Annotated in this window: 20 protein-coding genes; 10 read left to right on the top strand and 10 right to left on the bottom strand. The window is 67.5% G+C overall.

All coding sequences use genetic code 11. From position 1 onward, the window contains the following. Nucleotides 1–22: 22 nt before the first annotated feature. Nucleotides 23–250: a hypothetical protein gene (locus C8263_RS07875; protein WP_146160632.1), complete on the top strand. Its 228-nt coding sequence runs from the start codon at nucleotides 23–25 to the stop codon at nucleotides 248–250. Between the two features lie 45 nt (nucleotides 251–295). On the opposite strand, the gene C8263_RS07870 is transcribed toward C8263_RS07875, so the two are convergent. Next, on the bottom strand, nucleotides 296–1,486 hold the full coding sequence (locus tag C8263_RS07870) for a macrolide family glycosyltransferase (RefSeq protein ID WP_107137573.1): 1,191 nt from the start codon (nucleotides 1,484–1,486) through the stop codon (nucleotides 296–298). A 290-nt stretch (nucleotides 1,487–1,776) separates the two neighbouring features. Here C8263_RS07870 and C8263_RS19650 point away from each other — a divergent pair, with 290 nt between their 5' ends. The 5 genes from C8263_RS19650 (at nucleotide 1,777) to C8263_RS07840 (ending at nucleotide 9,146) form a co-directional block, all read left to right on the top strand. After that, entirely contained in the window at nucleotides 1,777–2,469 is a 693-nt protein-coding gene (locus tag C8263_RS19650) for a hypothetical protein (RefSeq protein ID WP_233218717.1), read from the top strand. Nucleotides 2,470–2,797: 328 nt separating this feature from the next. Then, the gene (locus C8263_RS07855; RefSeq protein WP_107137572.1) at nucleotides 2,798–3,154 is read left to right on the top strand and encodes an MmcQ/YjbR family DNA-binding protein; all 357 of its coding nucleotides are present in this window, start codon (nucleotides 2,798–2,800) and stop codon (nucleotides 3,152–3,154) included. After that, nucleotides 3,151–3,693 (top strand): class I SAM-dependent methyltransferase, encoded by a 543-nt coding sequence (locus C8263_RS07850; RefSeq protein WP_107137571.1) that lies wholly within the window; start codon nucleotides 3,151–3,153, stop codon nucleotides 3,691–3,693. Before C8263_RS07855 ends, C8263_RS07850 begins: the two co-directional genes overlap by 4 nt. A 118-nt stretch (nucleotides 3,694–3,811) precedes the next feature. Continuing rightward, nucleotides 3,812–4,216 carry a hypothetical protein gene (locus tag C8263_RS19645; protein WP_233218715.1) on the top strand — a complete coding sequence of 135 codons (405 nt, stop codon included), beginning with the start codon at nucleotides 3,812–3,814 and terminating at the stop codon, nucleotides 4,214–4,216. A gap of 1 nt (nucleotide 4,217) precedes the next feature. Further along, the gene (locus C8263_RS07840) at nucleotides 4,218–9,146 is read left to right on the top strand and encodes a DUF4132 domain-containing protein (protein WP_107137570.1); all 4,929 of its coding nucleotides are present in this window, start codon (nucleotides 4,218–4,220) and stop codon (nucleotides 9,144–9,146) included. A 279-nt stretch (nucleotides 9,147–9,425) separates the two neighbouring features. Here the strand turns inward: C8263_RS07840 and alaS are convergent, their stop codons facing one another. The 4 genes from alaS to C8263_RS07825 form a co-directional block, all read right to left on the bottom strand. Then, nucleotides 9,426–12,098, bottom strand: coding sequence for an alanine--tRNA ligase (gene alaS, locus C8263_RS07835; RefSeq protein WP_107137569.1), 2,673 nt, complete (start codon nucleotides 12,096–12,098; stop codon nucleotides 9,426–9,428). An 86-nt stretch (nucleotides 12,099–12,184) separates the two neighbouring features. Further along, on the bottom strand, nucleotides 12,185–12,757 hold the full coding sequence (locus C8263_RS18905) for a hypothetical protein (RefSeq protein WP_146160631.1): 573 nt from the start codon (nucleotides 12,755–12,757) through the stop codon (nucleotides 12,185–12,187). Then, nucleotides 12,736–14,550: a CHAP domain-containing protein gene (locus tag C8263_RS07830; RefSeq protein WP_107137568.1), complete on the bottom strand. Its 1,815-nt coding sequence runs from the start codon at nucleotides 14,548–14,550 to the stop codon at nucleotides 12,736–12,738. The genes C8263_RS18905 and C8263_RS07830 overlap by 22 nt, the downstream gene beginning before the upstream one ends. A 110-nt stretch (nucleotides 14,551–14,660) precedes the next feature. Continuing rightward, nucleotides 14,661–15,695: an AfsR/SARP family transcriptional regulator gene (locus C8263_RS07825; RefSeq protein ID WP_107137567.1), complete on the bottom strand. Its 1,035-nt coding sequence runs from the start codon at nucleotides 15,693–15,695 to the stop codon at nucleotides 14,661–14,663. Between the two features lie 197 nt (nucleotides 15,696–15,892). Here C8263_RS07825 and C8263_RS07820 point away from each other — a divergent pair, with 197 nt between their 5' ends. Further along, complete coding sequence (locus tag C8263_RS07820) at nucleotides 15,893–17,419, top strand: amidohydrolase (protein WP_107137566.1); 1,527 nt, start codon at nucleotides 15,893–15,895, stop codon at nucleotides 17,417–17,419. Between the two features lie 14 nt (nucleotides 17,420–17,433). Here the strand turns inward: C8263_RS07820 and C8263_RS07815 are convergent, their stop codons facing one another. From C8263_RS07815 to C8263_RS07795, 5 genes are all read right to left on the bottom strand, one after another. Next, on the bottom strand, nucleotides 17,434–18,987 hold the full coding sequence (locus C8263_RS07815) for a hypothetical protein (RefSeq protein ID WP_146160630.1): 1,554 nt from the start codon (nucleotides 18,985–18,987) through the stop codon (nucleotides 17,434–17,436). 116 nt (nucleotides 18,988–19,103) lie between these two features. Further along, nucleotides 19,104–19,832 carry a YebC/PmpR family DNA-binding transcriptional regulator gene (locus tag C8263_RS07810; protein ID WP_107137564.1) on the bottom strand — a complete coding sequence of 243 codons (729 nt, stop codon included), beginning with the start codon at nucleotides 19,830–19,832 and terminating at the stop codon, nucleotides 19,104–19,106. Between the two features lie 113 nt (nucleotides 19,833–19,945). Beyond that, nucleotides 19,946–20,134 carry a hypothetical protein gene (locus C8263_RS07805; protein WP_107137563.1) on the bottom strand — a complete coding sequence of 63 codons (189 nt, stop codon included), beginning with the start codon at nucleotides 20,132–20,134 and terminating at the stop codon, nucleotides 19,946–19,948. Between the two features lie 135 nt (nucleotides 20,135–20,269). Further along, nucleotides 20,270–21,307: a sugar phosphate nucleotidyltransferase gene (locus C8263_RS07800; RefSeq protein ID WP_107137562.1), complete on the bottom strand. Its 1,038-nt coding sequence runs from the start codon at nucleotides 21,305–21,307 to the stop codon at nucleotides 20,270–20,272. 90 nt (nucleotides 21,308–21,397) lie between these two features. Continuing rightward, on the bottom strand, nucleotides 21,398–22,429 hold the full coding sequence (locus C8263_RS07795) for an alpha/beta fold hydrolase (protein WP_107137561.1): 1,032 nt from the start codon (nucleotides 22,427–22,429) through the stop codon (nucleotides 21,398–21,400). A gap of 75 nt (nucleotides 22,430–22,504) precedes the next feature. Here C8263_RS07795 and C8263_RS07790 point away from each other — a divergent pair, with 75 nt between their 5' ends. From C8263_RS07790 to C8263_RS07780, 3 genes are all read left to right on the top strand, one after another. Then, complete coding sequence (locus C8263_RS07790) at nucleotides 22,505–22,801, top strand: hypothetical protein (protein WP_107137560.1); 297 nt, start codon at nucleotides 22,505–22,507, stop codon at nucleotides 22,799–22,801. Between the two features lie 182 nt (nucleotides 22,802–22,983). After that, nucleotides 22,984–23,652 (top strand): response regulator transcription factor, encoded by a 669-nt coding sequence (locus C8263_RS07785; protein ID WP_107137559.1) that lies wholly within the window; start codon nucleotides 22,984–22,986, stop codon nucleotides 23,650–23,652. Nucleotides 23,653–23,952: 300 nt separating this feature from the next. After that, nucleotides 23,953–24,996: a TerC/Alx family metal homeostasis membrane protein gene (locus C8263_RS07780; protein WP_107137558.1), complete on the top strand. Its 1,044-nt coding sequence runs from the start codon at nucleotides 23,953–23,955 to the stop codon at nucleotides 24,994–24,996. Nucleotides 24,997–25,065: the final 69 nt, after the last annotated feature.

Here is a 25,065-nt window from a genome sequence, read left to right as displayed (position 1 = left end):
TCCTCTGGTGTGGCGATCATTGGTGCGAATCCCCGCAGTGGGCAGTGAACTGCGGCTGGACGTGCTGACAGGCGGGCAGGTGCGCCTTTCTTTCGGTGGGCGAGAGGAACGGTTCGGGACGGTAGAGGACGCCTTTGACGGCGCGGCCCTGTGGCCCGGCCCGCCCGGCGATCTGTACGACGCCCTGGCCTGGGAGCTGGACCTGTTGGCTGGGCGCGACCCGGGGCGCTGGACCAGGGAAGACAGGTAAGGGCGGGGCCTCTGGCCGCCAGCCGTGCGCCTCGCCCTGCCCCCTTCAGGCTATGCGGGCCTCAATGATCTGCGCCGCGCGGACTGGGCCCCCAGTCCGCTCAAAGGCCCCGCGCAGGTCACGGCAGCGGCCCCGCACCGCCGCGTCCCCGGCGAGGGCGTCCACAGCGGCCCGCAGCTGCCGCGCGCTGCGCTGAAATGGCAGCAGGTTGCGGCCTATGCCCAGCTGCGCCACCCGCTGGGCAATGGTGAACTGGTCGGCCGCCTGCGGCACCGCCACCAGCGGCACCTCCTGGGAGATGGCTTCAGACACACTGTTCATGCCCGCGTGGCTGACAAAAACGCTTGCGCGTGCCAGCACCTCCAGCTGCGGCACGTAGGCCCGGGCCTGAATGTGCGCGGGCAGCGGGCCCAGCGCCGCCGGGTCGGTGCTCTCGCCCACCGACAGGATGACCTGATAGGTTCCGTCTGCAAAGGCCGCTGCACACTGGCGAAAGAAGTCGGGCTGGCGGTTGAACACGGTGCCCAGCGACACGTAGACCAGCGGTCGGTCGTCCAGGGCCACCAGCGGCGCCTGTTGCTCCTTGCGGGGCGCCACAGACGGCCCAATAAAGTGAAAGCGTTCGGGAAAACGCTCCGCGCGAGGTTGAAACGCCTGCGCGGTGCAGACCAGAACGTCGTCACCGTCCATGGACAGCAGATCAAACTGGGTGTGCAGGGGTGGCGCGGCGTATGTACGGGCCAACGCTGACGTGAGGCGGCGCAGTTCCAGGACCTCCCGGCCGCCGGTCAGCGGCGCTGGGCCCACGTCCAGGGCCATCAGCACCGGGCGGGGCGGCAGGACCCCCGGCCCCAGGGCAAACCCGCTGCTGATATTCACCAGGGGCACCTTCAGCGTGCGGGCCACCATGCGCCCCCAGAGGCACATGAAATCCACCAGCACGCAGGCGGGCGCCAGGGCTTCTACCTCGCGCAGCAGTCCGGGCACCAGGGCGGCGGCGCAGTGGGCCTGGGCCAGGGCATAGGCGCTCAGGCGGGGCTGCTGCGCCCGCTCCACGGACCGGAAATCCCAGGCGATGGGCCGGAAGGTGGCGCCAGTAGCTTCAATCTTCTGCCGCACCTCCTCGCCGCAGTAATACACCACCTGATGGCCACGCTGAACAAGTTCGGTGACGATAGGTAACGTGGGATGCACGTGGCCCAGCGCCGAGAGCGTAAAGACAACAATGGTGCTCATGCCCACACTCTATGGGCCGCGCTGCGGGAGTTCTCCACAGAGTCCACCAATCACGCCCAGCGGCTGGAACGTTACCGGGTGACGCCCCGCGTGAAGTGCTGTCGTTCTCCTGCTCGCTTTGGCCGCCTGGAATCGCGGTGACCCGCCGTGGGGTTGAGGCGCTGGGGTCAGTGGGAACAGCGTGGCTCACCGGGCCGTCTGCCCTGGGCACAGGACGCGCTGGCGGGCAGCCACACGTTCTGAAAGGCGGTTCAGAAAAGTGTCATAGGGCCCGGTCTACGCTGGGCCCCATGATGGGAGTTCTTGTCGCCCTGGCCGTGCTGGCTGCCCTCGCCCTGGTCTGGGCCGTGGCCCGGCGCCGCCCCCGCCCCCCCGCCGCCCCCCCGGCAACCCCCGAGGGCCGGCCCTCGGGCGTGCGGGTGGTGCCCACCTCGGCCCCCACCTCCCATGCCCTGGGCCCCCAGACCGAGAGGCCCGCTGCGCCGGTGCAGGCAGTCCCGGTGCCGCCCGCCCCAGTTCAGACTGGGTCTGCGCCCCTTCCTGCTGCGCCTTCGCCCGTGAGGCCTGTGCCGGTTGCGCCGCCCGCTGCGCCGGTCCGCCCGGCCGTGGCCGCGCCTCTGGCGGCGGCACCCGCCTTTCTGGCCCCGCCCGGCACCGCCGCCCTGGATGACCCGGACGCCGTGCGCCCCGAGGTCAGCGCCGAGGCGGTGGCCACCGCCCGCGCTGCCGTGCAGGCTGACGTGCCCGATGAAATCCTGTCAGACGCCCTGCTGGACGTGACCCCCGAGGAACTCAGGCGCCTGATGGCCGCCGTGCCCGAAGACGTGATGGCCCGCGCCATTGGGCAGGTGGACGACGTGCGCACCCAGCCGGTGAAGGCCGAGGACCTGCAGCAGTTGCAGGGCCTGGGCAGCGCCCTGGACGAGCTGGACATCTGGAGCTTCGGGGATGACAGCGCCGCGCCCGGGGACCACAAGGCTTAACGCCGGCCCTCAACCGTCTTCGCCGCAGGCAGCGGCCCGCCCGGATGAACGGGGCGGGCCGTCAATGTGGGGGCCCTGCCCGGCCATCCGGGCACCCAGGCAATGCCTCGGCTTCGGGTCGCCTTTTAATACGGACTGCCGTCCATTCCCGGAACTCCGTATTTTTCCTTCTCTGCTGCGCAGCTCTTCGAGTCCCTCTGGTCGGAAAAATTCCGTAACACGTTACGGAATTTTTCGGAATTCGTATAAGTCGTTCGCTGCCAAGCCCCCGGTCAACCGAGCGGGGGCGGGGAGCGAACACAGGGTCTGGTCCGCCTAAGCTGAGCCCATGAAGTCCATGGCCGAGCTGCGCGCCGCGTGCGCCGCCCTGACGGGTTCCCAGGAAACCTTTCCCTTTGACGCCACAACGCTGGTGTTCAAGGTGGGCGGCAAGATGTACGCCCTGACCGATCTTCAGGCCGAGCCCCTGTCCCTCTCGCTGAAGGTGCGGCCCGACCACGGCGAGGCCCTGCGCGCCGAGTGGCCGGCCATTGTGCCTGGATACCACCTGAACAAACGGCACTGGATCACCGTGACCCTGGACAGCCGCGTGCCGGGTGAACTGGTGCTGGAGCTGCTGAGCGGCAGCCACGCCCTGGTCGTGGCGGGCCTGACCCGCACTGCCCGGGCCGAGCTGGGCCTGTGAGGGTGATCCTGGGCGCGGGTGAGCAGCGCTGGCCCGGCTGGGTGCCCACCGAACGTGAAACGCTGAACCTGCTGAACCCGGCCAGCTTTGAGCGTTTTTTCCATGCTGGCCCGGCTGACGCTTTTCTGTGTGAACACGTCTGGGAGCACCTGTGGCCCGATCAGGGGGCCCAGGCCGCGCGCCTTGTGTTTGCCCACCTGAAGCCCGGTGGTGTCCTGCGCGTGGCAGTACCCGACGGCCACCATCCAGACCCGGCCTACCGCGCGCTGGTGGCAGTGGGGGGCCCAGGCCCCGCCCACGACCACCGGGTGCTGTACACCCTGGACACTTTTGCGCCCCTCTTCACGCAGGCCGGGTTCGAGGTGCAGCCCCTGGAGTGGTGGGACGCGGCCGGCACCTTTCACCAGCAGCCCTGGGCGCCCGCCGGCGGTCCGGTGTACCGCACCGCCCGGCTGGACCACCGCAACGAGGCGTGGCGCCGGGGCCAGGGGCCCCTGGGATTCACCAGCCTGTTACTGGACGCGCGCAGACCCCAGTAAGGACGGAGACCCTGACTTTTCCCACCACAGAACCGACAACATGGTTACGCTATTTACATATTCAGTTTGAGTCGCTAAGCTGGAACGTGAACAGCAGCACCATTCCAGCGAGGTTCCCATGATTGTTGAAACCAAGGTAGTTGGCCGCCGCACCCCCTTTGAACGCCGCCCGCTGGACGTCCCCGCCGGGCCCCAGACCCTGGAAAGCCTGCTGGCGCATCTCGTGCGCGGGGAAGTGGCGGCCTACCACGAGCGCCAGGCCGGGGTGAACATGCTGCGCGTGCTGACCGAGCGCGAGCTGTCCGAGGCCACCCTGACCGGGCGCGTGGCCGTGGGACCCCAGGCCCCCGGCGGGACCGTGGCCCCCGAGGACGCGGTCCGCACGGCCCTGACCGCCTTCCGCGACGGCCTGTACTACGTCTTTGTCGACGATGAGCAGATTGAGGCCCTGGACGCACCGCTGACCTTGAGGCCCGACAGCACGCTGCTGCTGGTGCGCCTGACTGCGCTGGCCGGGGGCTGAGGTGGACGTTCAGGAGTATCTGCGCGGCTTTCAGCAGCCCTGGAAGGCTGACTTTCTGGCCCGGCTGTCTGCCCTGCCCGGGACACTGGCCGACGGCCTGCGGGCCGACGTGGCGGGGCAGGGCAGCCGCGAGGAGCGCCAGCAGCGCGAAGCGGCCCTGACCGAGTACCTGCACACCAGTGGCCCGGCCGAGCGGCTGGCCCTGTGCGCCGTGTTCTTTCCCCGCTTTCCCGAGGTGGCTGCCCGCACGCTGGGCGCGCTGCTGACCCGGCACCCCTACCCGCAGGGCTATGCCCGGCGCGCCTTCCGGGCCCCGGGCGACCGCCGCACGGCCGAGCACGCCCAGAGCTGGCTGTGGCAGACGTGGCACCTCACGCGCGAGTACGGGCAGGACCTGGAGTGGCTGACTGTCCATGCGGGGCTGCTCAATCCCTGGCAGTCGCAGACCCTGGGCCTGCTGCTGGGTCAGGCGGTCAGTGACGGGGATGAGGCGGTGTTCGAGCTGCTGCGCCAGACGGCGGGCGCGCAGCACCCTGTGGCCCGCATGGGGCGCCATGTGCCGCTGGCCCTGCTGTCCAGCACCCGCGAGGACGCCTGGACCCTGACCGAGGGGCTACTGCTGGGCGCCCAGCGCCAGGAAGGGCTGCGGCAGGTGATTCTGGAAACGGTGGATGAAGCCAGCCTGGGCGCCTTTACGCGGATGCTGCGCCTGATTCTCAACGAAGACCTGCTGCGCTTTGCCGCCACCCTGCGCGCCGCCTGCGTCTGGTTTGGCCTGAACTACGACGTGACGGACCTGAAGGCGGTGCGGGGGCACCTGAGCGCGGCCCTGGACTTTCTGGATGACCCCGCCCTGGCCCGCGCGGCCGTGACCGGGGGGAGCGGCGTGGCGGCGTACCTTGCCCTGTACACCCTGGCGATGGCCGATGCCCAGGGGGCCGCCGCCCTGGCCCGCCCCCTGCTGAGTGACCCGGACCCGGAGCGCCGCATGGCCGCGGCGCAGCTGCTGGAAGCGGCGGGCGAGATGGGGGCGGCGGATCTGCGGCTCCTGCTGGCCGACCCCGATCTGCGCTTATCGGCCCTGGCGGGCGGGCGCCCCCACGCCTACGCCCAGGACCTGCCCGAGGGAACCCCTGCCTTCGAGCCCTTTGTGGCCTACGCCGGGCGCCTGCCTGCCCAGGCCCGCCACGAGCCGCTGCTGTTTCCCTGGCTGGGCCACGTGCCGGCCCGCAGCGAGGCCATGGACAGCCTGCCCGGACTGGTGGGCGTCGCCCCCCTGGCCATCCTGGCGCCGTACCTGAGCGCCATGAGCAGCAGCGGCAGGAGCGCGGCCCTGTGGCACCTGCGCCGCCGCCACACGCCCCAGTCTGACGCCCCGGCCACGCCGCCCCAGCCGCTGGACGCCCCCACCCGCGCGCTGCTGCTGACCCTGTTGCAAGACCGCGTGGGCGGGGTGGCGCAGGCGGCCGTGGAGGTCATGGCCCACCTGAGCCCGGCGCCCGAGGAGGTGCCGATTCTCGAAGGACTGCTCCGGCGCCGGGGCGCCGACCTGCGCCGGGGCCTGATTCGCTTGCTGGCCACCGACCGGGCGCCGGGTGCCCAGAGTGCGCTGCGCCTGCTGGCCCAGAGCAGCACCGAGCAGCGCCAGGCCGGGTTACAGCTGCTGCGCGAGGTGGGTGCGCCGCCGCCCGCCGACTTCAAACCGAAGAACGTGACCGAACAGACGCTGCTGGCCGTGCTGACCGAGCCGGAAAGCCAGCTCAGCCTGCGCGACGGCCTGGGGCTGTTCGATCCGGCCGCCCTGACCCGCGCCGAGCCGCCGGTGCCTGTCCAGCGCGACTTTGCCCCGGACGTGGCGCGCGGCGCCGACCTGCTGCGCGCCCTGGACGCCCTGATTGAGGCGCACCGCGAAACCCCGCTGACCGGGGTGGGCTGGGACGGCGAGCAGACCGCGCTGCTGGGCAACGTCTCGGGGCATAGGCTGCGCGCCCGGGGCGAGCAGGCCATGCCCCTGGCCGACCTGTGGGCGGGCTGGTGGGCCGCCCGCCCCGGCGCGCAGGACGGCGACCTGACGCGCATGGCCTGGGCCCTGTCGCACTTCGTGGCCCGCCAGGACAGCAGCCTGGGCGACCTGGAAGCCGAACTGGCCGAGCTGCTGGGCGAGGGTGACGAGGGAGAAACAGACGCCGACTTCGAAGCGCTGACGGACTTGACCGGGGAGGAAGTGGCTGAGGCCGAAACGGAACGCGCCCAGGCCCGCAGCGCCGCCGAAACCAAGCAGGCCCTGCGCCGCGCCACCCTGCACTGGACGCTGGGACCGCTGGTGCCCCTGCGGCTGGCGCACATGGAGCGGGTGCAGGCGGTGGCCGGGCACCTGCAGGCCACCTTCAGCACCCCCACCGACCTGGATCTGGCCCTGGACGCCTGGGCCACCGCCCTGAGCCGGCTGCCCCAGGACGCCCGGACCATCGTGGACCCGCAGTACGTGTGGCGCACGGAAGACCCGCGCGACCTGCTGTGGCCGCTGCGGCCCCAGGGTCGCCTGGCCATGACTCCAGCGCAGGCGCGGCGCTTCTGGCAGCTGACCCTGCATGAAGGCGCGGCCTTTCCCCACCTGCCCCGGCGCCGCCCGGACACGGCGCTGCTGCTGCGCGCCTATGAACAGGGCTGGGCGGCGCAGGCCGACCTGCTGGACCAGCTGATCGGGCCGCGCCCGGAGCGCAGCGGCTACTACTACGGCAACGACTTCGACGACCTGCGCACCTTCACCCAGCGCCGCCTGCGCGAGGACACACCCACCCACCCGGACTGGATGCAGGCCGTGGAGACCGTGCGGGCCCGCGTGCTGGAGATCGAATCGGTGCGCGGCGATCTGGAAACACCGGCCACGTCGGCGGCCCTCTCGCTGCAGTCGGTCACGGGCGCGGCCCTGACCCTGCGCCTGCTGGCCGCACTGGGCAAAAACCCCCTCAAGCGCGGGTACCAGGGCCGTAACGAGAGCCGCGACGTGACCTTCAGCCACCTCATTCGCGTGGCCTTTCCTGCGCCCGGCGACACGCCCGCCGCCTTTGCCCGCTTGGCCCAGGAGGCCGGCGTGGGCGAGGCCCGGCTGCTGGACCTGGCGATGTTTGCTCCGCAGTGGGCCCCGCTGGTGGCCGGCGCGCTGGGCTGGCGCGGCCTGCAGGACGGGGTGTACTGGCTGCACGCCCACACCCGCGACACGAACTGGACGGTGCCCCAGGAGATTCGCGAGGACTGGGAGGTGCAGATCAGCGAGCGCACCGCCCTGTCGCCCGGGGACCTGATGGCGGGCGCGGTGGACGTGGCGTGGTTTCACCGCCTGCACCGCCTGCTGGGCAAGGCGCGCTTTCAGGCCCTGCTGGGCGCGGCCAAGTACGCCTCCAGCAGCGGCGGCCACAAACGCGCCGAACTGTACGCCCAGGCCCTGCGCGGCGAGGTGACGGAAGCCGAGCTGACCGCCCGCATCCGCGACAAGCGCCATCAGGACGCGGTGCGGGCCCTGGGCCTGCTGCCGCTGAGCCGGGGCGCAGCCAAGGGGGCCCGTGAACTGGAAACGCGCTACCGCCTGCTGAGCGACTTTCGCCGCGAGGCCCGGCAGTGGGGGGCCCAGAAGCAGGCCAGCGAGCGCCTCGCCGCCGATATCGGCCTGCAGAACCTGGCCCGCACCGCCGGTTACGCCGACCCCCAGCGCCTGATGTGGGCCATGGAAGCCCGCATGGCCCCCGACTGGGCCCAGACCGTCACCGAGGCTGGCGTGAGCGTGGGCATTGCCCTGAGCGAGGCGGGGAACGCCCGCCTGACGGTGGCGCGCGGCGACAAGCTCCTCAAGGCCCTGCCGGCTGCGCTGAAAAAGCACCCGGGCGTGGTGGCCATCCGAGAGGCCGTGAAGGAACTGGGCGCGGCCCAGAGCCGCATGCGCGGGGCACTGGAAGAGGCGATGGTGCGCGGGGACCTCTTCACGCCGCAGGAACTGCGTGACCTGGCCCGGCATCCGGTGATCGCGCCCATGCTGCGCTCGCTGCTGTGGGTGCTGAACGAGGACGTGGTGGGCTGGTGGAGCGAAGAAGCGCTCCAGACGCCCGCCGGCGCAGCGCCGCTCAGCGACCACGCGCTGCGGCTGGCCCACCCGCACGACCTCTTTGTGGGCGGGCAGTGGCCGAACTTTCAGCAGGACATCATGACGCGCGGCGTGGCGCAGCCCTTCAAGCAGGCGTTCCGCGAGTATTACCCCCTGACCAGCGCCGAACAGGGCGCCCGCCGCACCGCCCGCTACGACGGGCACCACGTGCAGCCCGGTAAGGCGGCGGCCCTCTTCAAGGCGCGCGGCTGGGTGGCCATTCCCGAAGAAGGGGTGCGCAAAACCTGGCACGCGGAGGGCCTGAGCGTGTGGGTGGACACCAGCGTGGGCTACGGCACCCCGAACGAGGTGGAGGGAGCCCCGCTGCACGCCGCCTATTTCCTGCGGCCGGGCTCAAGTGAGCCGCTGCTCCTGGCCGAGGTGCCGCCGCGCGTCTTCAGCGAGACCATGCGCGACCTGGACCTCGTGGTGAGCGTGGCTCACGTGGGCGGCGTGGACCCCGAGGCCAGCCAGAGCACCACCGAGATGCGCGCCGCGCTGCTGCGCGAGACGCTGCGCCTGCTGAAGCTGGGCAACGTGCGCCTGGAGAGCGACCACGCGCTGATTGAGGGCCACCATGCCCGCTACACCGTGCACCTGGGCAGCGGCACGGTCCACCGCCAGCCGGGGGGCTTCCTGTGCATCGTGCCGGTGCACAACGGGCACCAGGGCCGGCTGTTCCTGCCCTTTGCCGACCCGGACCCCAAGACGGCCGAGGTGGTCAGCAAGGTGCTGCTGCTGGCCGAGGACCGCAAGATTCAGGACCCCACGATTCTGGAGCAGTTGCGGTAGGGACCATGGGCCATGAGCGGTGGGCCATGGGGGATGTTCCCTCATGGCCCACCTTCCGTCCGCTTTCCTTCCCGGGGGAGAAGGCCTCCCGCAGCGAGGGGTGATCCGGACTGCCGTCCATTTCCGGAACATCCAGAAAAGAACTGGATGTTTTTCCACTTCCCGGACAGCCGTACTCTTTTCCTGCTCTGCTGCGCAGCTCTGCGAGTCCCTCCGGTCGGAAACATTCCGTTATGTGTGACGGAAGTTTGCGGAGCTCGGATGAGGGGTTGCCCCTGCCTAGAACGCCCCGTCCAGCGCTGCCAGCGCCGCGTCGGCGTCCGTGATCCCGGCCTGGGCCATATCCGGGCGGCCCCCGCCCTTGCCCCCGCCCGCCGCCGCCAGCTTGCCAATCAGCTGCCCGGCATGGGCGCCGCGCCCCACGGCCGCCTTGGTGGCCTTGACCACCAGACCCTTCTCGCCGGCCACGACCACCAGATCGGCGCCGCTCTGGTCCAGCAGCTTGTCGGCGGCGGCGCGCAGCTCGTTGCCCTCAATGCCCGCCAGCTTCAGGGCTGCCACCTGGAACCCGCCCCGTTCACGGGTCTGGGCCGCGGCGCCCCCGCCGCCCATCTGTGCCTCGGCCAGCTGGCGCCGCACGGCCGCCACTTCCTTCTCGGCGGCCTTCAGCTGGGTCTGCAGGCCCGTCACGCGCCCTTCCAGGCCCTCGGGGCTGGTGTTCAGCAGCCCGGCCACCTTCGCCGCGGCATTCAGGCGTTCACGCACCCAGGCGGTGGCGGCCTCGCCCGCCAGGGCCTCCACGCGGCGCACGCCAGCAGCCACGTTCTCGTCGCTCAGCAGCACAAAGGCGCCAATGTCGCCGGTGCGGCGCACATGGGCCCCGCCGCACAGCTCCTTGCTGCTGACGGGCTGCCCGGCATACGCCACGTCGCCTTCCACGCTGACCACGCGCACCGTCTCGCCGTACTTCTCGCCGAACAGCGCCGTGGCCCCGGCGGCCCTGGCCTGAGCAATGGGCATTTCCTGCCACGACACCGCGAAGTTGGCGCTGATCCAGCGGCTTACCAGGGTTTCCACAGCGGCCAGTTCGTCGGCACTCAGCGCCGCGCCATGCGAGAAGTCAAAGCGCAGGCGGTCGGCGGCCACCAGCGAGCCCTTCTGGGCCACGCCGCTGCCCAGCACGGCCCGCAGCGCCGCGTGCAGCAGGTGGGTGGCAGTGTGGTGGCGCTGGATGGCCTGGCGCTCCCCGGCCACCACGCCGCGCACAGTCGTGCCCTCGCGCAGTTCACCCTCCTCCACCAGCACGTCGTGCAGGAACACGCCCTGCGGGGTCTTGCGGGTGTCGCGCACCACGCCCGCGCCACCTTCCCATTCCAGGCGACCGGTGTCGCCCACCTCGCCGCCACCCTCGGCATAGAAGGGGGTGCGGGACAGGATCACCGTGGCCTCGCTGCCGGCCGGCAGATGGTCCAGGCGCTCGCCGGCGCCCACCAGCGCCAGCACCTGCCCCTCGGCCTGTAGATCGTCGTAGCCCACGAACTCGGTGGGGGAGAGGCCGTCGAGCGCCTCCTGGCTGCCCCCGAACAGTTCAGACTTGCCGTATTTGCTGCCCGCGCGGGCGATGTTCTGAGCATTCTCCAGGCTCTCGGCGTACCCGGCCTCGTCCACGGTGACGCCGTATTCCTCGGCAATCTCCTTGGTCAGGTCCACCGGAAAGCCGTAGGTGTCGTACAGCACGAAGGCGTGATCCCCGGACAGCACATCGCCCTTCTGCAGGCCCGACAGCAGGCCGCCCAGCCGCTGAATGCCGCCTTCCAGCGTCTTCAGAAAACGTTCTTCCTCACTGCGGATGGTCGCTTCAATCTTGGCCTGGTGCTCGCGCAGCTCGGGGTAGGCGTCGCCCATGCGCTCGACCACCAGCGGCACGAGTTTGTACAGGCTGGGCTCGCGCAGCCCCAGCAGGTAGGCGTGGCGGGAGGCGCGGCGCAGAATCTTGCGCACCACATAGCCGCGCCCGGTGTTGCTGGGCACCGAGCCGTCGGCAATGACCATGCTCACTGAACGGGTATGCTCGGCCACCACACGGTGAGACACGTTCTGCGGGCCCTCGTAGGGCTGGCCGCTCAGCTCTGCGACCCGGGCAATGATGGGCGCGAACACGTCATTGCTGTAGAAGTCGTACACATCCTGCACCACCGTGGCAATGCGCTCCAGCCCCATGCCCGTGTCAATGTTCTTGAACGGCAGGTCCTTCAGGACAGGCGTGCCGTCTGCCAGCGGCTCCTGGCGGTCGTACTGCGGAAATACGCAATTCCAGATTTCCAGAAAGCGGGCACTCTCGCGGGTCTCGGCGTACGCGGCCCAGGTGTCGTGGCCGTACTGGGGCCCACGGTCATAGAAAATCTCGCTGCACGGGCCGCAGGGACCGTTGGGCCCTTCTTTGGGCGCATCGGCCGGCCAGAAGTTCTCGTCGGCTCCAAAACGCAGGATGCGCTCGGGCGGCAATCCAATCTCCTGGGTCCAGATGGCAAAGGCTTCCTCGTCATCCTGGTAGATGGTGGCGTGCAGCTTGCTGGCGTCCAGGCCCATCCACTCCGGGCTGGTCAGAAATTCCCAGGCCCAGGTCAGCGCTTCGCGTTTGAAGTAGTCGCCAAAGCTGAAGTTCCCCAGCATTTCCAGCAGGGAGCAGTGGCGCAGGGTGCGGCCCACGTTCTCGATGTCGCCAATGCGCAGGCACTTCTGAGCGGTGGTCACCCGCTTGCTGGCCACGCCGTCGAACACGGCGGGCGCGCCCATGAATTGCTCTTTGAAGGGCTGCATCCCTGCCACAGTGAAGAGGGTGGTGGGGTCGGGGGCCACTGTGGAGTGGCTGGGCAGGCGCAGGTGCCCCTTGCTTTCGAAGAATTGCAGGTACTTCTCGCGAATCTGGGCCGTGGAGAGCGGGGTGGACATGGGGGAAAGTATAAGCGAGGATAGGTGGTTTACCGGCGTACTGAAAAGATGCTGATTGATGTAATCAGGCGTAATTTTTAATACAATTATTTAACGGTTATAATAATAGATCTATTTGATCTCTTACTGCCTCCCAGGAATATCTGTGAACAGTACGCGGTATACGCGCGACCGTCGGTAGTTTTACCTTCTGCAAGCAAATATCTTGTATTTGATTTTGAATTCATTTGTAATGAATAGAGTTCGTCATAGCATTCCGTAACTTTGCCGCCGTAAAATCTTTGTTGTTGAGGAAGTATTTGGCGTCCGGTTGCTAATCTGTAGAAATCGTCAACTACGACAGAATAGTTGGGGCTCAGTTTGTTCTTCGGGTAATCTATGCCAATCTGCAATTCTAATCGTTTAATTGAGTTATTTTCATAGTAAACATCAAAGAATGTGTCCAATTGAACTCCAAGGGCGTCCTTCAAAAGAATTTCATATTGTAGAGGATTAATCAGTTCATTGCTATCTGAAAACTGACATTTATACTTCTTACAGAAGGAAGAAGTCATGATCATTTTGAGATTCTGCTGTCCTAATAATGCCGACGATTGAGCGACGCATGAAACTAGGATGGATAGGCAGGCATAGTATTTTATTTTGGTCTTATCCAGCATAGAACCTGACTCCCTAGGATCCATTTTCCATTCTTATTTGACATTGGGATTGATTCAGTGAACTTAGTTTCAACATTTTGTTGCACAATTACAATATTTTCATCATTGACCTCGGCTACAATCGCAACATGTCCGTAAGTTGATGTACCTATAACTATGACATCCCCCACTTCCGGTTTGGTCCGGCTCCCAGTTCTAAGATTGGTTTTTGCGTCATAATTCCTATATTGTGGATGTCCACTATGACCTTTTTGACCGTCTTGTACGTGGTTTTTGAACCAGGTTCCCGCATGTCCCTTCTCATACAAATAAACTCCCGAATTTAGATGTGTAAATCTTCGCACAAACTCTACGCATTGCCATTTCCATCCGTAGTACAATCCACCTGCTCCAAAACTATTAGCCCAAGTTTGTTTCTCTATAGGTCCATTGTAGTAAGCACTTATGCCCTTGAAGCTCCCTATCTCGACGCCTTTTATAATTCCCTGCAACTCCTCCTGAGTGTAGCCACCCTTCGGGATATTTCGGACGGCGTCCCGTTCTTCAGTGGTTAGTTCTTCGATTCCTTCGCCTTGGCCATCGCTGTTGCTCTCTAATAACTGAGAAGCGCGAGCGGCGCCGCTTGCAATTAAAGATGCAGAATCGGTCCCATTAACTACTCGTCTTGCTCCTGTGAAGTCGACGTTTGCGCCAGTAACATAAGAGCTAAGACGCTTCTTGGTGAACAATCCCATCATCATGCCCTTCGCGATGATCATGCCCGCCAAATCGCGATCACTTGCAGCGAGGTCTGGATTCTCTACAATATTGGGAATTTTACCATCTATCTTATATCCACTCGGCTCGACAATCTCTTTCTGTGCTCGCGTGTAGCCGGCCTTCCCAGTGAGGTGAACGTAGCCCCGACCTCTATATTTATACCCATCTCCTGGCTTGGTGTTGCCCAGTTCCATGATATTTCTCTCTCTGCGCTTTGCCAAAATGGTTTGAGCAGATATGCCATCGGCCAGACGTCTGTTGTCAGACTTCAGAGTTTTAGTGGGATTACAGCCATACTTCTGTTCGAAGTAGTCCTCCGGGTCCCAGCCGGAGTCGTATTTTTCCCTGAGTGCAGTAAATCCATTAGACTCCCAAATCCCAGTGGCAAGAATGTAGGCAACCTGATTCAGATCGGTGATTCCAGCTTTCTTGCAGTGGCGCAGAATGGCTTCGACATGCACTTTTGAGCTGGAGGTGAACGACTTGCCCAGAGTTTTGGCTGTCTCCTGTGCGGCTCTAATGGCCGCCTGCAGTTCTCCAGGCGTCACCTCATTTTCGGCGTTCTGCTCTGGACTTGAGTTACTGGGACTCGCACTTTGCTGCTCAGCCGGCTTCGGCACTGCCATCCTTACCGGCACAAACGCAAACCCCATGTGCATGCTCTCAACCTTGAACTCGCCGCTTGATGTTTTGTTGCTAAAGCTGGTGCTGATCTTCTTGCCGTCGGGGCTGAACTTGCCCTCAAATTCGGCGTTATTGTCGGTGCCCTTCAATATGAAGGAGTTGTCCTCGCGGATCACACCTTCAACGTGCCACCCGGCGTTGCTCCCTGGTGTCGCCATGTAACGGCCAATCAGCCGTCCGCTCTCGTCGCGGATGATGCGCAGCTGAAACTTTACGTCCTTGGCCTTGCCCACGAAGGTGCGCTCCCACTGTTTGGGGGCTTTCTTCAGGCCCAAGGGGGCGGCGGGCTGCTGGGGTTTGGGGGCGGCGCGGCCCCCCTCGTTGGTAAGTCGTTGTTCTGGGGCAAACATGGTGACCTCCTGATCAGTTGTGCCTTCAGGGTAACGGAGAGGTCAGGACCCGCGCGGCGCAAATGAGGCAGGGGCCGCTGCACCTGTGTGTCTGCGGCCCCTCTTGTTCCTTAATCCAGATCCACCGCCCACCACGCTTCCCGCTGGGCGGCCAGCCGCGCCCGGGGATCGCCAATGGTGTCCAGCGCGCGGGCCAGGCCTTGCCAGTCACTCTCGCTCATGGGGTCAATGGCCAGGGCCCGCTGGTGAAACTGCGCGGCGTCGCGGTCGCGTCCGGCCAGGGTGGCGGCGCGGGCGGCAATGCCCAGCAGGCTCAGCTGCTTCTGCTCCAGGCGGGCGCGCACATCGTCGGCCCAGGGGCTGTCGGTGCCGGGCAGAAACTGGCCGTACTGGGTCACCAGTTCGCGCAGTTCTTCCAGGCCCAGGCTGCCCTGTTCGGCCTGCGCGGCCAGCAGTTCAAAGCGCTGCACGTCGTATTCCGGGTTCAGGTCGGCGTTCAGGGCGTAGCGGCGGTTGGCGCTCACCACCGCCTCGTTGCTCAGGCTGCGGCGCAAGCGGTGCAGGGTGGTGTGAAACAGGCTGCTGGCCCGCGCCTCGTCCTTCTCGGGCCACAGGGCCTCGGCGGCTTCCCAGCTCGTCACTTCCTTGTGTTCCAGCAGGTAGAAGAACAGCTCCAGCGCCTTGCGGCTCACCCACGACACCGCGCTGCCCTTCCAGACCACCTGCGCGGTACCCAGGCCCTTGGCCTGCATGCCGCTCTCGCCCTGCAGGGTCAGGCCCGCGCGCCTCAGGCGGGCGTCAATGGCGGTGGTCAGGTCCTGCGGGGTAAAGGGCTTGGGCAGGTAGTCGTCGGCGCCCAGGTTCATGCCTCTGCGCACGTCGCCGCGTTCGGCGTGGCTGGAAAGCAGCATAAAGGGAATGGCCGAGAGCTGCTCGTGGCCGCGCACCTTCTCCAGAAATTCCAGGCCTGTCATGTAGGGCATCACCACGTCGCTGATGACCAGATCGGGGGTAAAGACCTTCAGGAGGTCCAGGGCCTCGACGGGGTGGGTGCTGGTGCGCACCTCGTGCCCGGCGCGGGACAGAATCACGCTGACAAGCTTGAGGATGGCGGCGTCGTCATCCACCACGAGGATGCGGGGCATGGCGTGAGTGTATTACGAAATGCGGGAGCGCCGGGCGCCGGTGTGCCTTGTGCGGGGCCTTAGACGGAATGAAGGCGGGAGACGAGCAAAGCGAACACCAGTAAAAGGCAGGATGCCGGCGATGAAAGAGCATCTTTGCGCTCTTCCCAAGATGCCTTGGAAACCGGGGCCCTCCGTCTTGCGTTACGCTGCCGGGCATGACTGCGCCCGCCCCTGGCCCTGTTGCTGCCGCGCCGCTGACCATCGTGCAGGCCCGCACCCTGACCCTCTGGGACGCCCAGCCCCAGGCCGGGGCCGTGCTGGTGGGCGGCGGGCGCGTGCTGGCCGTGGGCACCCTCGACGACCTGCGCGCCCAGGCCCCCCGCGCCGGGGTGCAGGACCACCGCGACCTGCTGCTGACCCCGGGGCTCGCAGAGGCCCATATTCATCTGGTGTCGTACGGATTCTCGCTTTCGCAGCTGAATCTGCACGGCGCACGCAGCGTGGCCGAGGTGCAGGCCAAGGTGGCCCAGCGCGTGCTGAACACGCCCCAAGGCAGCTGGATTCGCGGCGGTGGCTTTCTGCTCTCAGAGCTGGGGCTAGGCGACTATCCGTCCGCGGCCCTGCTGGACGAGGTGAGCCCGCACCATCCGGTGCTGCTGTACTCGCGCGACCTGCACATGGCCTGGGCCAACTCGGCGGCGCTGCGGGCGGCGGGCCTCCATGACGGAACCCCGGACCCCGAGGGCGGCCGGATCGTGCGGCCCCTGGGCTGCTTGCTGGAACACGCCTCGGGTCTGGTGGAAGCAGTCATTCCAGGGCCCAGCGAGGCGCAGTATCTGGCCGCCGCGCGCGCCGGGGCCCAGGACCTCGCCGCGCGGGGGTACGTGAGTGCCCACACCATGGCTTTTGAGGCCCCCGAAGCGCCGCGTGCCCTGCAGGCCCTGGCAGAAGCCGGCGAACTGCCGCTGCGCGTGTGGGCCTGCCTGCCGCACGAGCGCCTGGAGGCGGCCCGGGCGCTGGGCCTGCGCCGCACGCCGGGGGGGCTGTTTCAGTGGGGCGGCGTGAAGTTCTTTGCCGACGGCGCGCTGGGCAGCCGCACGGCGTGGCTGCACGCGCCGGGGTTTGCCGATGGCTCCGGCACAGGCATGCCGCTGGACCCCCCCGAGCTGATCCGCGAACGGGGCCGCGAGGCGCTGCACCTGGGCCTGACCCCGGTGACGCACGCCATTGGCGACCGCGCGAACACCGAGGTCCTGAACGCCTACGACAATCTGCGCGACCTCGCCCGGCAGAAGGGGGTGCGTCTGCGCATTGAGCACGCCCAGCACCTTCGCCCCGAGGACATTCCCCGCTTTCAGGGCCTGAGCGCCAGCGTGCAGCCTATTCACCTGCAGGCCGACGGGCCCATGATCCGCACCCTGCTGCCGCACCTGGAAGCGCAAAGCTACGCCTTCAAGTCGTTGCAGCAGGCGGGCGCGGTGCTGGCCTTTGGCAGCGACGCCCCCGTGGCCCCGCCCGAGTACCGCGCCAACTTCGCCGCCGCCCAGACCCGGGTGGACGACGCGGGCGAACGCCTGGCCCCCGTGCAGGCCCTCACGGAACTGGACGTGCTGCGCGCCCATACCCTGGGCCCCGCCCTGGCCGCCGGCTGGCGCGATGAGGGGGTCATCCGCCCCGGCGCGCGCGCCGCCTTCACCCTGTGGGACCGGCTGGGCGGCACCGCGCAGGCCCTGGTGCTGTAACCCCCTGCCCCCACCTACCGCCCGGCAATGCGCTGCTCGGACAGCCCATGCAGGTAGACTTCCAGGTTCGTGTAGCCGGGCACGCCCAGCAGCCGCGCCGACAGCGTCGTGGCCGGTCCGTCGGCCGCCGAGGTGGGTTTCAGGCCATGGGCGCTTTCCCAGGCGTCCGGCAGGCCGTCGCCGTCGGTGTCTGTGGGTGGGGCGGGCGGTACCGTGAAATCCAGCTGCAGCGCGTCTCCCACTGGGTTCACGTCCTGCGGGGCCGGATCGAAGGTGCCTCTGGCCACGTGGCCCATCAGGCGGCGGTCCATGGAATCACGGGGAAACGCGCCCACGTCGCGGCTCAGTTCCTTCAACAGCCCCGCGCTGGGGTGGTAGGTGATCGCCGGAAAGGGGTGCCGGGCTGGGGCGGCAAAGCCGGGCCGAGCGCTGGCAAAGGGCAGGCCGCCGCCCACCGCCGCTTCGGGGAAATCGTTGCAGCAGTAGATCAGGGCGTGGTCCTGCACGCCCGGGTACAGGTTGATGCGGTTGTCCGACAGAAACAGGCGGGTGGGGGTGCCCGGCGGCAGGTAGCCCTCGTCCGGCAGGCCCGCGCCTTCCAGCGTGAACATGCCGTGGCTGAAGCGGCTGGGCTGCGCGTAGAACAGGTTGCCCACCGCGTTCAGGCGCAGATACACCGGCTGGGTGTCGTACCCCCGGGCCGGCGAATTGACCAGCGAGGTGTTGCTGATGGCCACGGGCCGGCTGGGATCGTAGGCCACGTTGTTCGAAAACTCGATATCGGCGGTGGTCCCCGCCGCGCTGGGGTTTTCGCGGCTGATCTCTGGCAGGCGGCCCACGATCCGGTTCCAGAGGTTGTGGTGAAGAGACAGCCGGGTCAGGGGAAAGCCGCGCCTGGGGTCACTGTAATTGAGCAGCATGCCGCCGAACTCGGCGTGATCCCCCACTGTTTCGGCCAGCAGGGAGCGCTGCACCGTGATGTCGCTGGAAAAGGAAATCTGCACCGCCTCGTCCTGGGCGTTGCCCACCGATACATGGTCAATGATGCCCAGCCGCGCGCGGTGCAGCCGCAGGCCATCGTCGCCCACGCCCGCTGGCCGCAGCCGCAGGTGCCGCACGATGAAGTTGCGCGGTGTCACCCGGGGCAGCGGACAGCCGTCAGCCTCGCAGACCTCGTCGCCCTCGATGTTCAGGCCACGCAGCACCACGCCGCCCGGCGAGCTCTGGCCCGCCACCGTCACGTCGGGCTGCGAGAGCCGGGGCACCCCGGCGATCACGCCGCTGACCTTGAACAGCACCGTGCGGGGCCCGGTCTGGTCCAGCGCAGCCTGGAGTGAACCGGTCCCGGAAGCGTTCAGGGTGGTCACGTAAATGACGCGCCCACCCCGGCCCCCGCTGGCAGCGGCGCCAAAGCCTTCGGCGCCGGGAAATGCGGGTGGGGTCGCGGCGCGCGCCGCCCCGGCGCTCTGGGCCAGGACAGCGGGCGCAGATACGGCCGCCCCCCGTTCCGGGGCAGAGAGGGCAACCAGCAGGGCCACAAGCCCCAGGACAGGCGCAGTTCGGTGCATGGCAACTCCTGGAAAGAGGCGGGGCAGGAACAGGTCCAGGGTACGGCCCGGTTCCTTGCCGAACTCTGTCGGGCCGCTGCACAGACAGAAGGTAAACCCCGCCCCCCGGGCGCCCGTCAGTCTTCTTCTGGAAACTCCGCGTTGGAATACACGTTCTGCACGTCGTCCAGGTCTTCCAGGGCGTCAATCAGCATCAGCAGCTTCCTGGCGTCGTCGCCGCTCACGGCCACCGTGTTGCTGGGCAGCATGGCCACCTGGGCGCTTTCCACCGGGAAACCGGCGGCCACCAGGGCGTCTTGCACCGCGTACAGGTCGTTCGGGCCGGTGCTGATTTCCAGCCCGTCCTCGGATTCCTGGATGTCCTCGGCGCCGTGTTCAATGGCGGTTTCCTGGGCCTGCTCGCTGGTGTCTTTCAGCAGCAGCACGCCCTTTTTCTCGAACTGCCACGCCACGCTGCCGTTGGTGCCCAGCGAGCCGCCGCGCTTGTTGAACACCGCGCGGATATCGGCCACGGTGCGGTTCACGTTGTCGGTCAGGGTTTCAATGAAAATGGCGGTGCCGCCGGGGCCATAGCCCTCGTAGGTCACGTCCTTGTAGTCGGCCGCGCCGTCGCCCGCGCCCACGGCGCGCTTGATGGCGTTTTCAATGTTGTCCACCGGCACCGTGGCGCTTTTGGCCGCCGCAATGGCATTTTTCAGGCTGAGGTTCCCGGCCGGGTCACCGGTGCCGCCCGAGCGGACGGCGGCCTGAATGGCGCGGATGTGCTTGGAGTACATCGCGCTGCGTTTGCTGTCGTTGGCACCCTTCTTGCGCTTGATCTGAGACCACTTGCTGTGACCGGCCATGCTAGAGACACTCCTTACGCGAAAACTGCGCCCACACGAACAGGTTCTTCGGGGGCGCGTGCAGGAGGCAGTCTAGCGCAGAGCGGCCTGGGGGCGAAGGGCGCCGGCGGCGCTCAGCCGTCCTCGTCGGTGGGCTCCTGTGCAGGGTGGGCCGGCTGAAAGCGGGCCTGGTCCTCGGTGGGGGAGAGGTTGGCGCGCTCCTGTTCGGGGGGCCCGGTGTCCACGCCGCTGATCAGCACCTCGCTGCGGCCGGCGTCACGTGTCTCGTCGCCCCGCGCGGCCCCTTCTGGTGATGGTGTCATACCCCGCAGTCTACGGGCGCTGCGGGCGTTGCCGGGTCAGAGCGGCCTGAGCCTGGCCTTTAGATCCGCACCCCGCTCAGTCGCCCGCTGCCAGGCCCCCGATCAACCGAGCGGGCTGGGCCAGCGGCGAGGCCCTTAGATCCGGACCACGCTGCGGTCACCCATCACCAGTTGCAGCCCCGATTCGCTGGGGGCCGTCACCAGGGCGTGGCGGCCGATCAGCACGCGGCTCAGGGGGCGACTGGGGTGCAGAATGCGCGCGAATTCGTCCACCAGGGCGCCGTGCAGCCGGGCCGCGTCCACCCGGGCGTGCGCGCCGATGCTGACAAAGGGGCCCAGGGTGGCGCCGCGCACCAGGGCGTGCGGGCCAATCCACACGGGCCCGGTGATCACGCTGTCTTCCACCAGCGCGCCCGCCTCAATCACCACGTTGCCGCTCAGGACGCTGCGTTCGGCGCGGCCGTCCACGCGCGGGCGCTGCTGCGCCAGAAAGTGGGTGTTGGCGCTCAGCAGGTCGTCGGGGGTGCCCGCATCGGACCAGAAGCCGCTGAATTCCACGGCCCGCACGGTGCCGCCGGCCGCCATCAGGCGCGTCAGGGCCTGCGGAAACTCGATCTCGCCCCGGTCACTGGGGGCCAGGTCCGCCACATGGGCCAGCAGCGACGGCCGGAAGGCAAACACCCCGCACGCGGCCAGGTTGCTCTCGGGCTTGCGCGGCTTTTCCACCAGCCGCTGCAAGCGCCCGTGCTGCACCACCGCCACCCCGTAGGCCTGGGGATTGGGCACGGCCTTGACCCCTATGGCGGCCTCGGCGTCGCGCAGCGCCAGCAGCAGCGGGCTTAGGCTGTCTTCAAACAGGTTGTCACCCAGATACAGCAGTGTGGGCTCGTTTTCCAGAAAGGCGTGGGCGGCCAGCACCGCGTGGCCGGTGCCCAGGGCCTCGTTCTGGCGAATAAAGGTCAGGTGTCCGCTGTCCTGGGTGGCGTCGCGCAGGTCTGTTTCCGAGGACGGACTGGTGACGATGCCAATGTCCTGCACTCCGGCGTCCCGCAGGCTCTGCACGGCCCGGGCAATGATGGGCACCCCCGCCACCGGCACCGCATGTTTGGCGCGCGTGGCGCTGATGGGAAGAAGACGACTGCCGCGCCCAGCGGCGAGAATAAGCCCTTTCATGCAATCACAGGGGAGTATACGGGGCAGGCGCTGAGAACGATTGCGAAGTTGCCCACCTCACCCCTGTTTCCGGGACATGGTCTGGGCCCCCTACCGCTGCAGGGCGTCCTCCAGGGCCTCGGCAAAGGCGTCCTCGTCGTCCAGCCAGGGGTAATGGCCGGTGTCCAGCACCGTTACGTCGCCGCCGGTCAGGTCCGCCACCCACGCCACCTGCTCGGGGTAGCTGGTGCGGTCGTGGGCCCCGGCGATCACAAACACCGGGCGGCGAATCTCCTGCAAGAAGGGCGGGTATTCAAATTCCCACAGGCCCTGCGCCACCAGCGCGTCGCCCACCTCGCCGCCGCCCAGCAGCTGGCTCTCGGCGTCGGTGAATTCCAGGTGCATGCGGCTGGCGTGGTCCCGGAACTGCAGGGCGTTGAGCAGGTCGCGGGCGTTGAGCAGCGCAAAGGCCGCTTCCACCCGCGCGCCGCCCACCGCCGGGTACTGACCCTCGGGTGTCTGGGCGCGCAGGTCGGCGGCGGGGTCCTGCAGGGGTGTGCCCCGGCGCTCGCTGGCCTCGCGCAGCAGGGTCAGGGCCAGTTCGGGAAAATGCACCCAGGGGTTGACCACCACCACCCGCGCGGTCTGCAGCGGGTATCGCCGCGCGTACTCCAGGGCCACGAGCGCCCCGAAGCCGTGGCCCAGCGGCACCAGCTGCCGGGCCCCCAGAAACACGCGCAGGGCCTCCAGGTCGCCCACCAGCGTGTCCAGGTCCAGGGTGGCGTCGCCCTGGTCAGTGTCGGCCAGGGGCCCGGAGCGGCCACAGCCGCGCTGGTCCAGAAACACCGCCGGCTCTCGCAGCCGGTCTCCGAACAGGGCCTGAAAGGCGTAGCTGTTGTAACCGGGGCCGCCGTGCAGAAACACCAGTGTGGGCGCCTCGCCCGCCGGGTCGCCAGTTACCTCAAAGTGCAGCTCGGCCCCGTTCAGGCGCTCCAGAAACACGCGGCCGTGCGCTCCGTCCTCGGGGGAGAGCAGCGGCCATGCGCCGCCAGGGCCCTCCTGGCCGGGCCGCTCGCCGGGCAGGTTACTGGGCTGGTCGCCGCGCAAGGAGTCTTCGCTGGAAAGGTCGCCGGGGCCGCTCATGGGCGCCATTGTAGGCCGCGCTCTGGTGGGCGTGCCGGGGGCGCGCGCTAGGCTGGGGGCCATGAGGCGCGTGCCATGACCGGCCCACAGGTGCCGCTGGGCATCAGCTTTGTGCTGGAGGGCCTGGACGAACTGGGGTTCATGCAGGTGCTGCGCGACGTGCTGCGGGATCCTGCCTTTCGCCGCCCCCTGCAGGTGCAGGTTCAGGAACCGCGCGCCGGGGCCCCAGGCCGCCTGACGCTGGCCTTCGCCCCGCCGGACCGCACCCTGGCCGTGGCCGCCACCCAGCGCCTGAAAACGCTGCTGCTGCGCCACGGGGTGCAGGTAGACCGCGTGTGGGTGCCGGGCGAGACCCCACCACCTTCGGCATAGACTTTTCAGCTGTTAAGGGACCATAAACCGTGCCCGCGCCCCAATCGGGGCACGCGGCCCCTACCATGTCCCGGAAACAGGTGCACTGCGCATCCGCCGCCCTGAGCGGACGTCCGCCATTGTCCGCCGCCGGCCACGCAGCGGTCCGGCTCCCGCGTTCCCGAGGAGACCCAACAGCAGCTATGGAGCAACGCATCCTTCTGATCGAAGACAATCCGGATATCACCCGCGTCGTGCAGTACGAACTGGAACAGGCGGGGTACAAGGTGCTGGCCGCACCCGACGGCGTGACCGGGCTGACCAGCGCCCGCGAAAGCAGCCCTGACCTCGTGATTCTGGATCTGGGTCTGCCCGACTTTGACGGCGCCGAGATTGCCCGGCGGCTGCGCAAGACCAGCAGCGTGCCCATCATCATCCTGACCGCCATGGACGCGGTGGACCGCAAGGTCAACCTGCTGGAAGCCGGCGCCGACGACTACATGACCAAGCCCTTTCACCCCGAGGAACTTGTGGCGCGCGTCAAGGTGCAGTTGCGCCACCAGCAGCACGGCGAGGTGATTTCCATTGGACCGCTGGAGATTCACCCGCAAAAGCGCCTGTGCCACTACAACGGCCACGAGGTGCGCCTCTCGCCCAAGGAATTTGATCTGCTGACCTTCCTGGCCCGGCAGCCGGGGCGCGTGTATTCCCGCCAGGAAATCGAGCGCGAGGTCTGGAACGGCGAACTGCCCAGCAACTCGAATGTGGTGGACGTGCATATGGCCAACATGCGCGCCAAGCTGCGCGATCTGGACGGCTACGGCATCATCCGCACCGTGCGCGGGATCGGCTACGCCCTGAAAACGCCCTGAGTGAGGGGCCGCTGGGGCCGCGCTACATGAAGGCTGGGGGGGGATCTCCCCCAGCCTTTTTCGTGTTCTTCTTACAATCGCGCGGGCCCCAAGTCGGCAGACTGGGGGTCATTCCGGGGGAGTACGCCGCCCTGAGCTTCAGGGAGCGCGTGATCGTCAATCCGGTGACCAAAGGTCACCCGGTTGCGCGCACAAAAGGCCAGACCCGGCAGGAACGCGGCGCAGTCCGCGCCCCTGCCGGCGTTTTTCGTTGGCGGTGGCCCGGCTGGCCGCGTCCACTGGAGGCTCCCTGTGGAAGCGATGTTTACTGGTCTGTCGTCGGCGCTGTCGGTGCTCTGGATGGGCAAGCCGGCCTGGATGTGGCTGCTGTTCATGACCCTGGTCACCGCCCTGCTGGCCTTTGACCTGGGGGTGCTCAGCCGCCGGCGCGCGGCCAGGGCCAGTACCCAGGGCGAGGAAGCTCAGGTGATCGGCGTGAGCAGCAGCCTGAAGCTGAGTGCGTTCTACATTGCCATCGCGCTGGCGTTCGGCGCCTGGGTCTGGGTAACGCTGGGCGCCCAGAGCGGCATGGCCTACCTGACCGGCTTTGCCGTGGAAAAGGCCCTGGCGCTGGACAACGTGTTTGTAATCAGCGTGATTTTCGCCGCGCTGGCCATTCCCCGGCACCTGCAGCACCGCGTGCTGTTCTGGGGCATTCTGGGCGTGATTGTGCTGCGCGGCATCATGATCGGGCTGGGCGCGGCGCTGGTCACGCAGTTCGACTGGATCATGTGGGTGTTCGGCGCCTTTCTGCTGCTGACCGGCGTGAAGCTGCTGCTAACCAAGGGAGGTCACGATGAGGCCCCGGACCTGGAGCGGCATCCGGTGGTGCGCGCGCTGCGCCGCGTGATGCCCATCAGCCCCAAGCTGGACGGCCAGAAATTCCTGACCAAGCTGCCCGATGCCCTGGGCCGGGTGCGCACCCACGCCACCCCGCTGCTGCTGGCCCTGCTGCTGGTGGAATTTGCCGACCTCGTGTTCGCCGTGGATTCGATTCCGGCCATCTTCGCCATCACGCAGGACCCGTTTATCGTGTACACCAGCAACATCTTCGCCATTCTGGGCCTGCGCGCCCTGTACTTCGCCCTGGACGCCCTGATTCACCGCTTCAGCGCCCTCAAGCCTGCCCTGGCCCTGGTGCTGGTGTTTATTGGCGGCAAGATCTTCTACGGCCAGTTTTTCGGCAAGGTGGACCCGGCCATCAGCCTGACCGTGACGGTGGGCATCCTGGCGGGCGGCGTGCTGGTGAGCCTGTGGCGCACACGCGGCGGTGGCGGCAAGGGCGAGGTGCAGGCGGCAGATTAAAGGCGGCCTGTACCGGCCCACAGCCACAGTTGCCTGTCTTCTGGCCCTCTCCCTTCGTGGGAGAGGGCC

This window comes from Deinococcus arcticus (genome assembly GCF_003028415.1).
In the GTDB taxonomy this organism is placed as follows: Bacteria; Deinococcota; Deinococci; order Deinococcales; family Deinococcaceae; genus Deinococcus; species Deinococcus arcticus.
The sequence above is the reverse complement of the archived record's forward strand: the minus strand, read 5'-3'. Positions and strand labels throughout refer to the sequence as shown.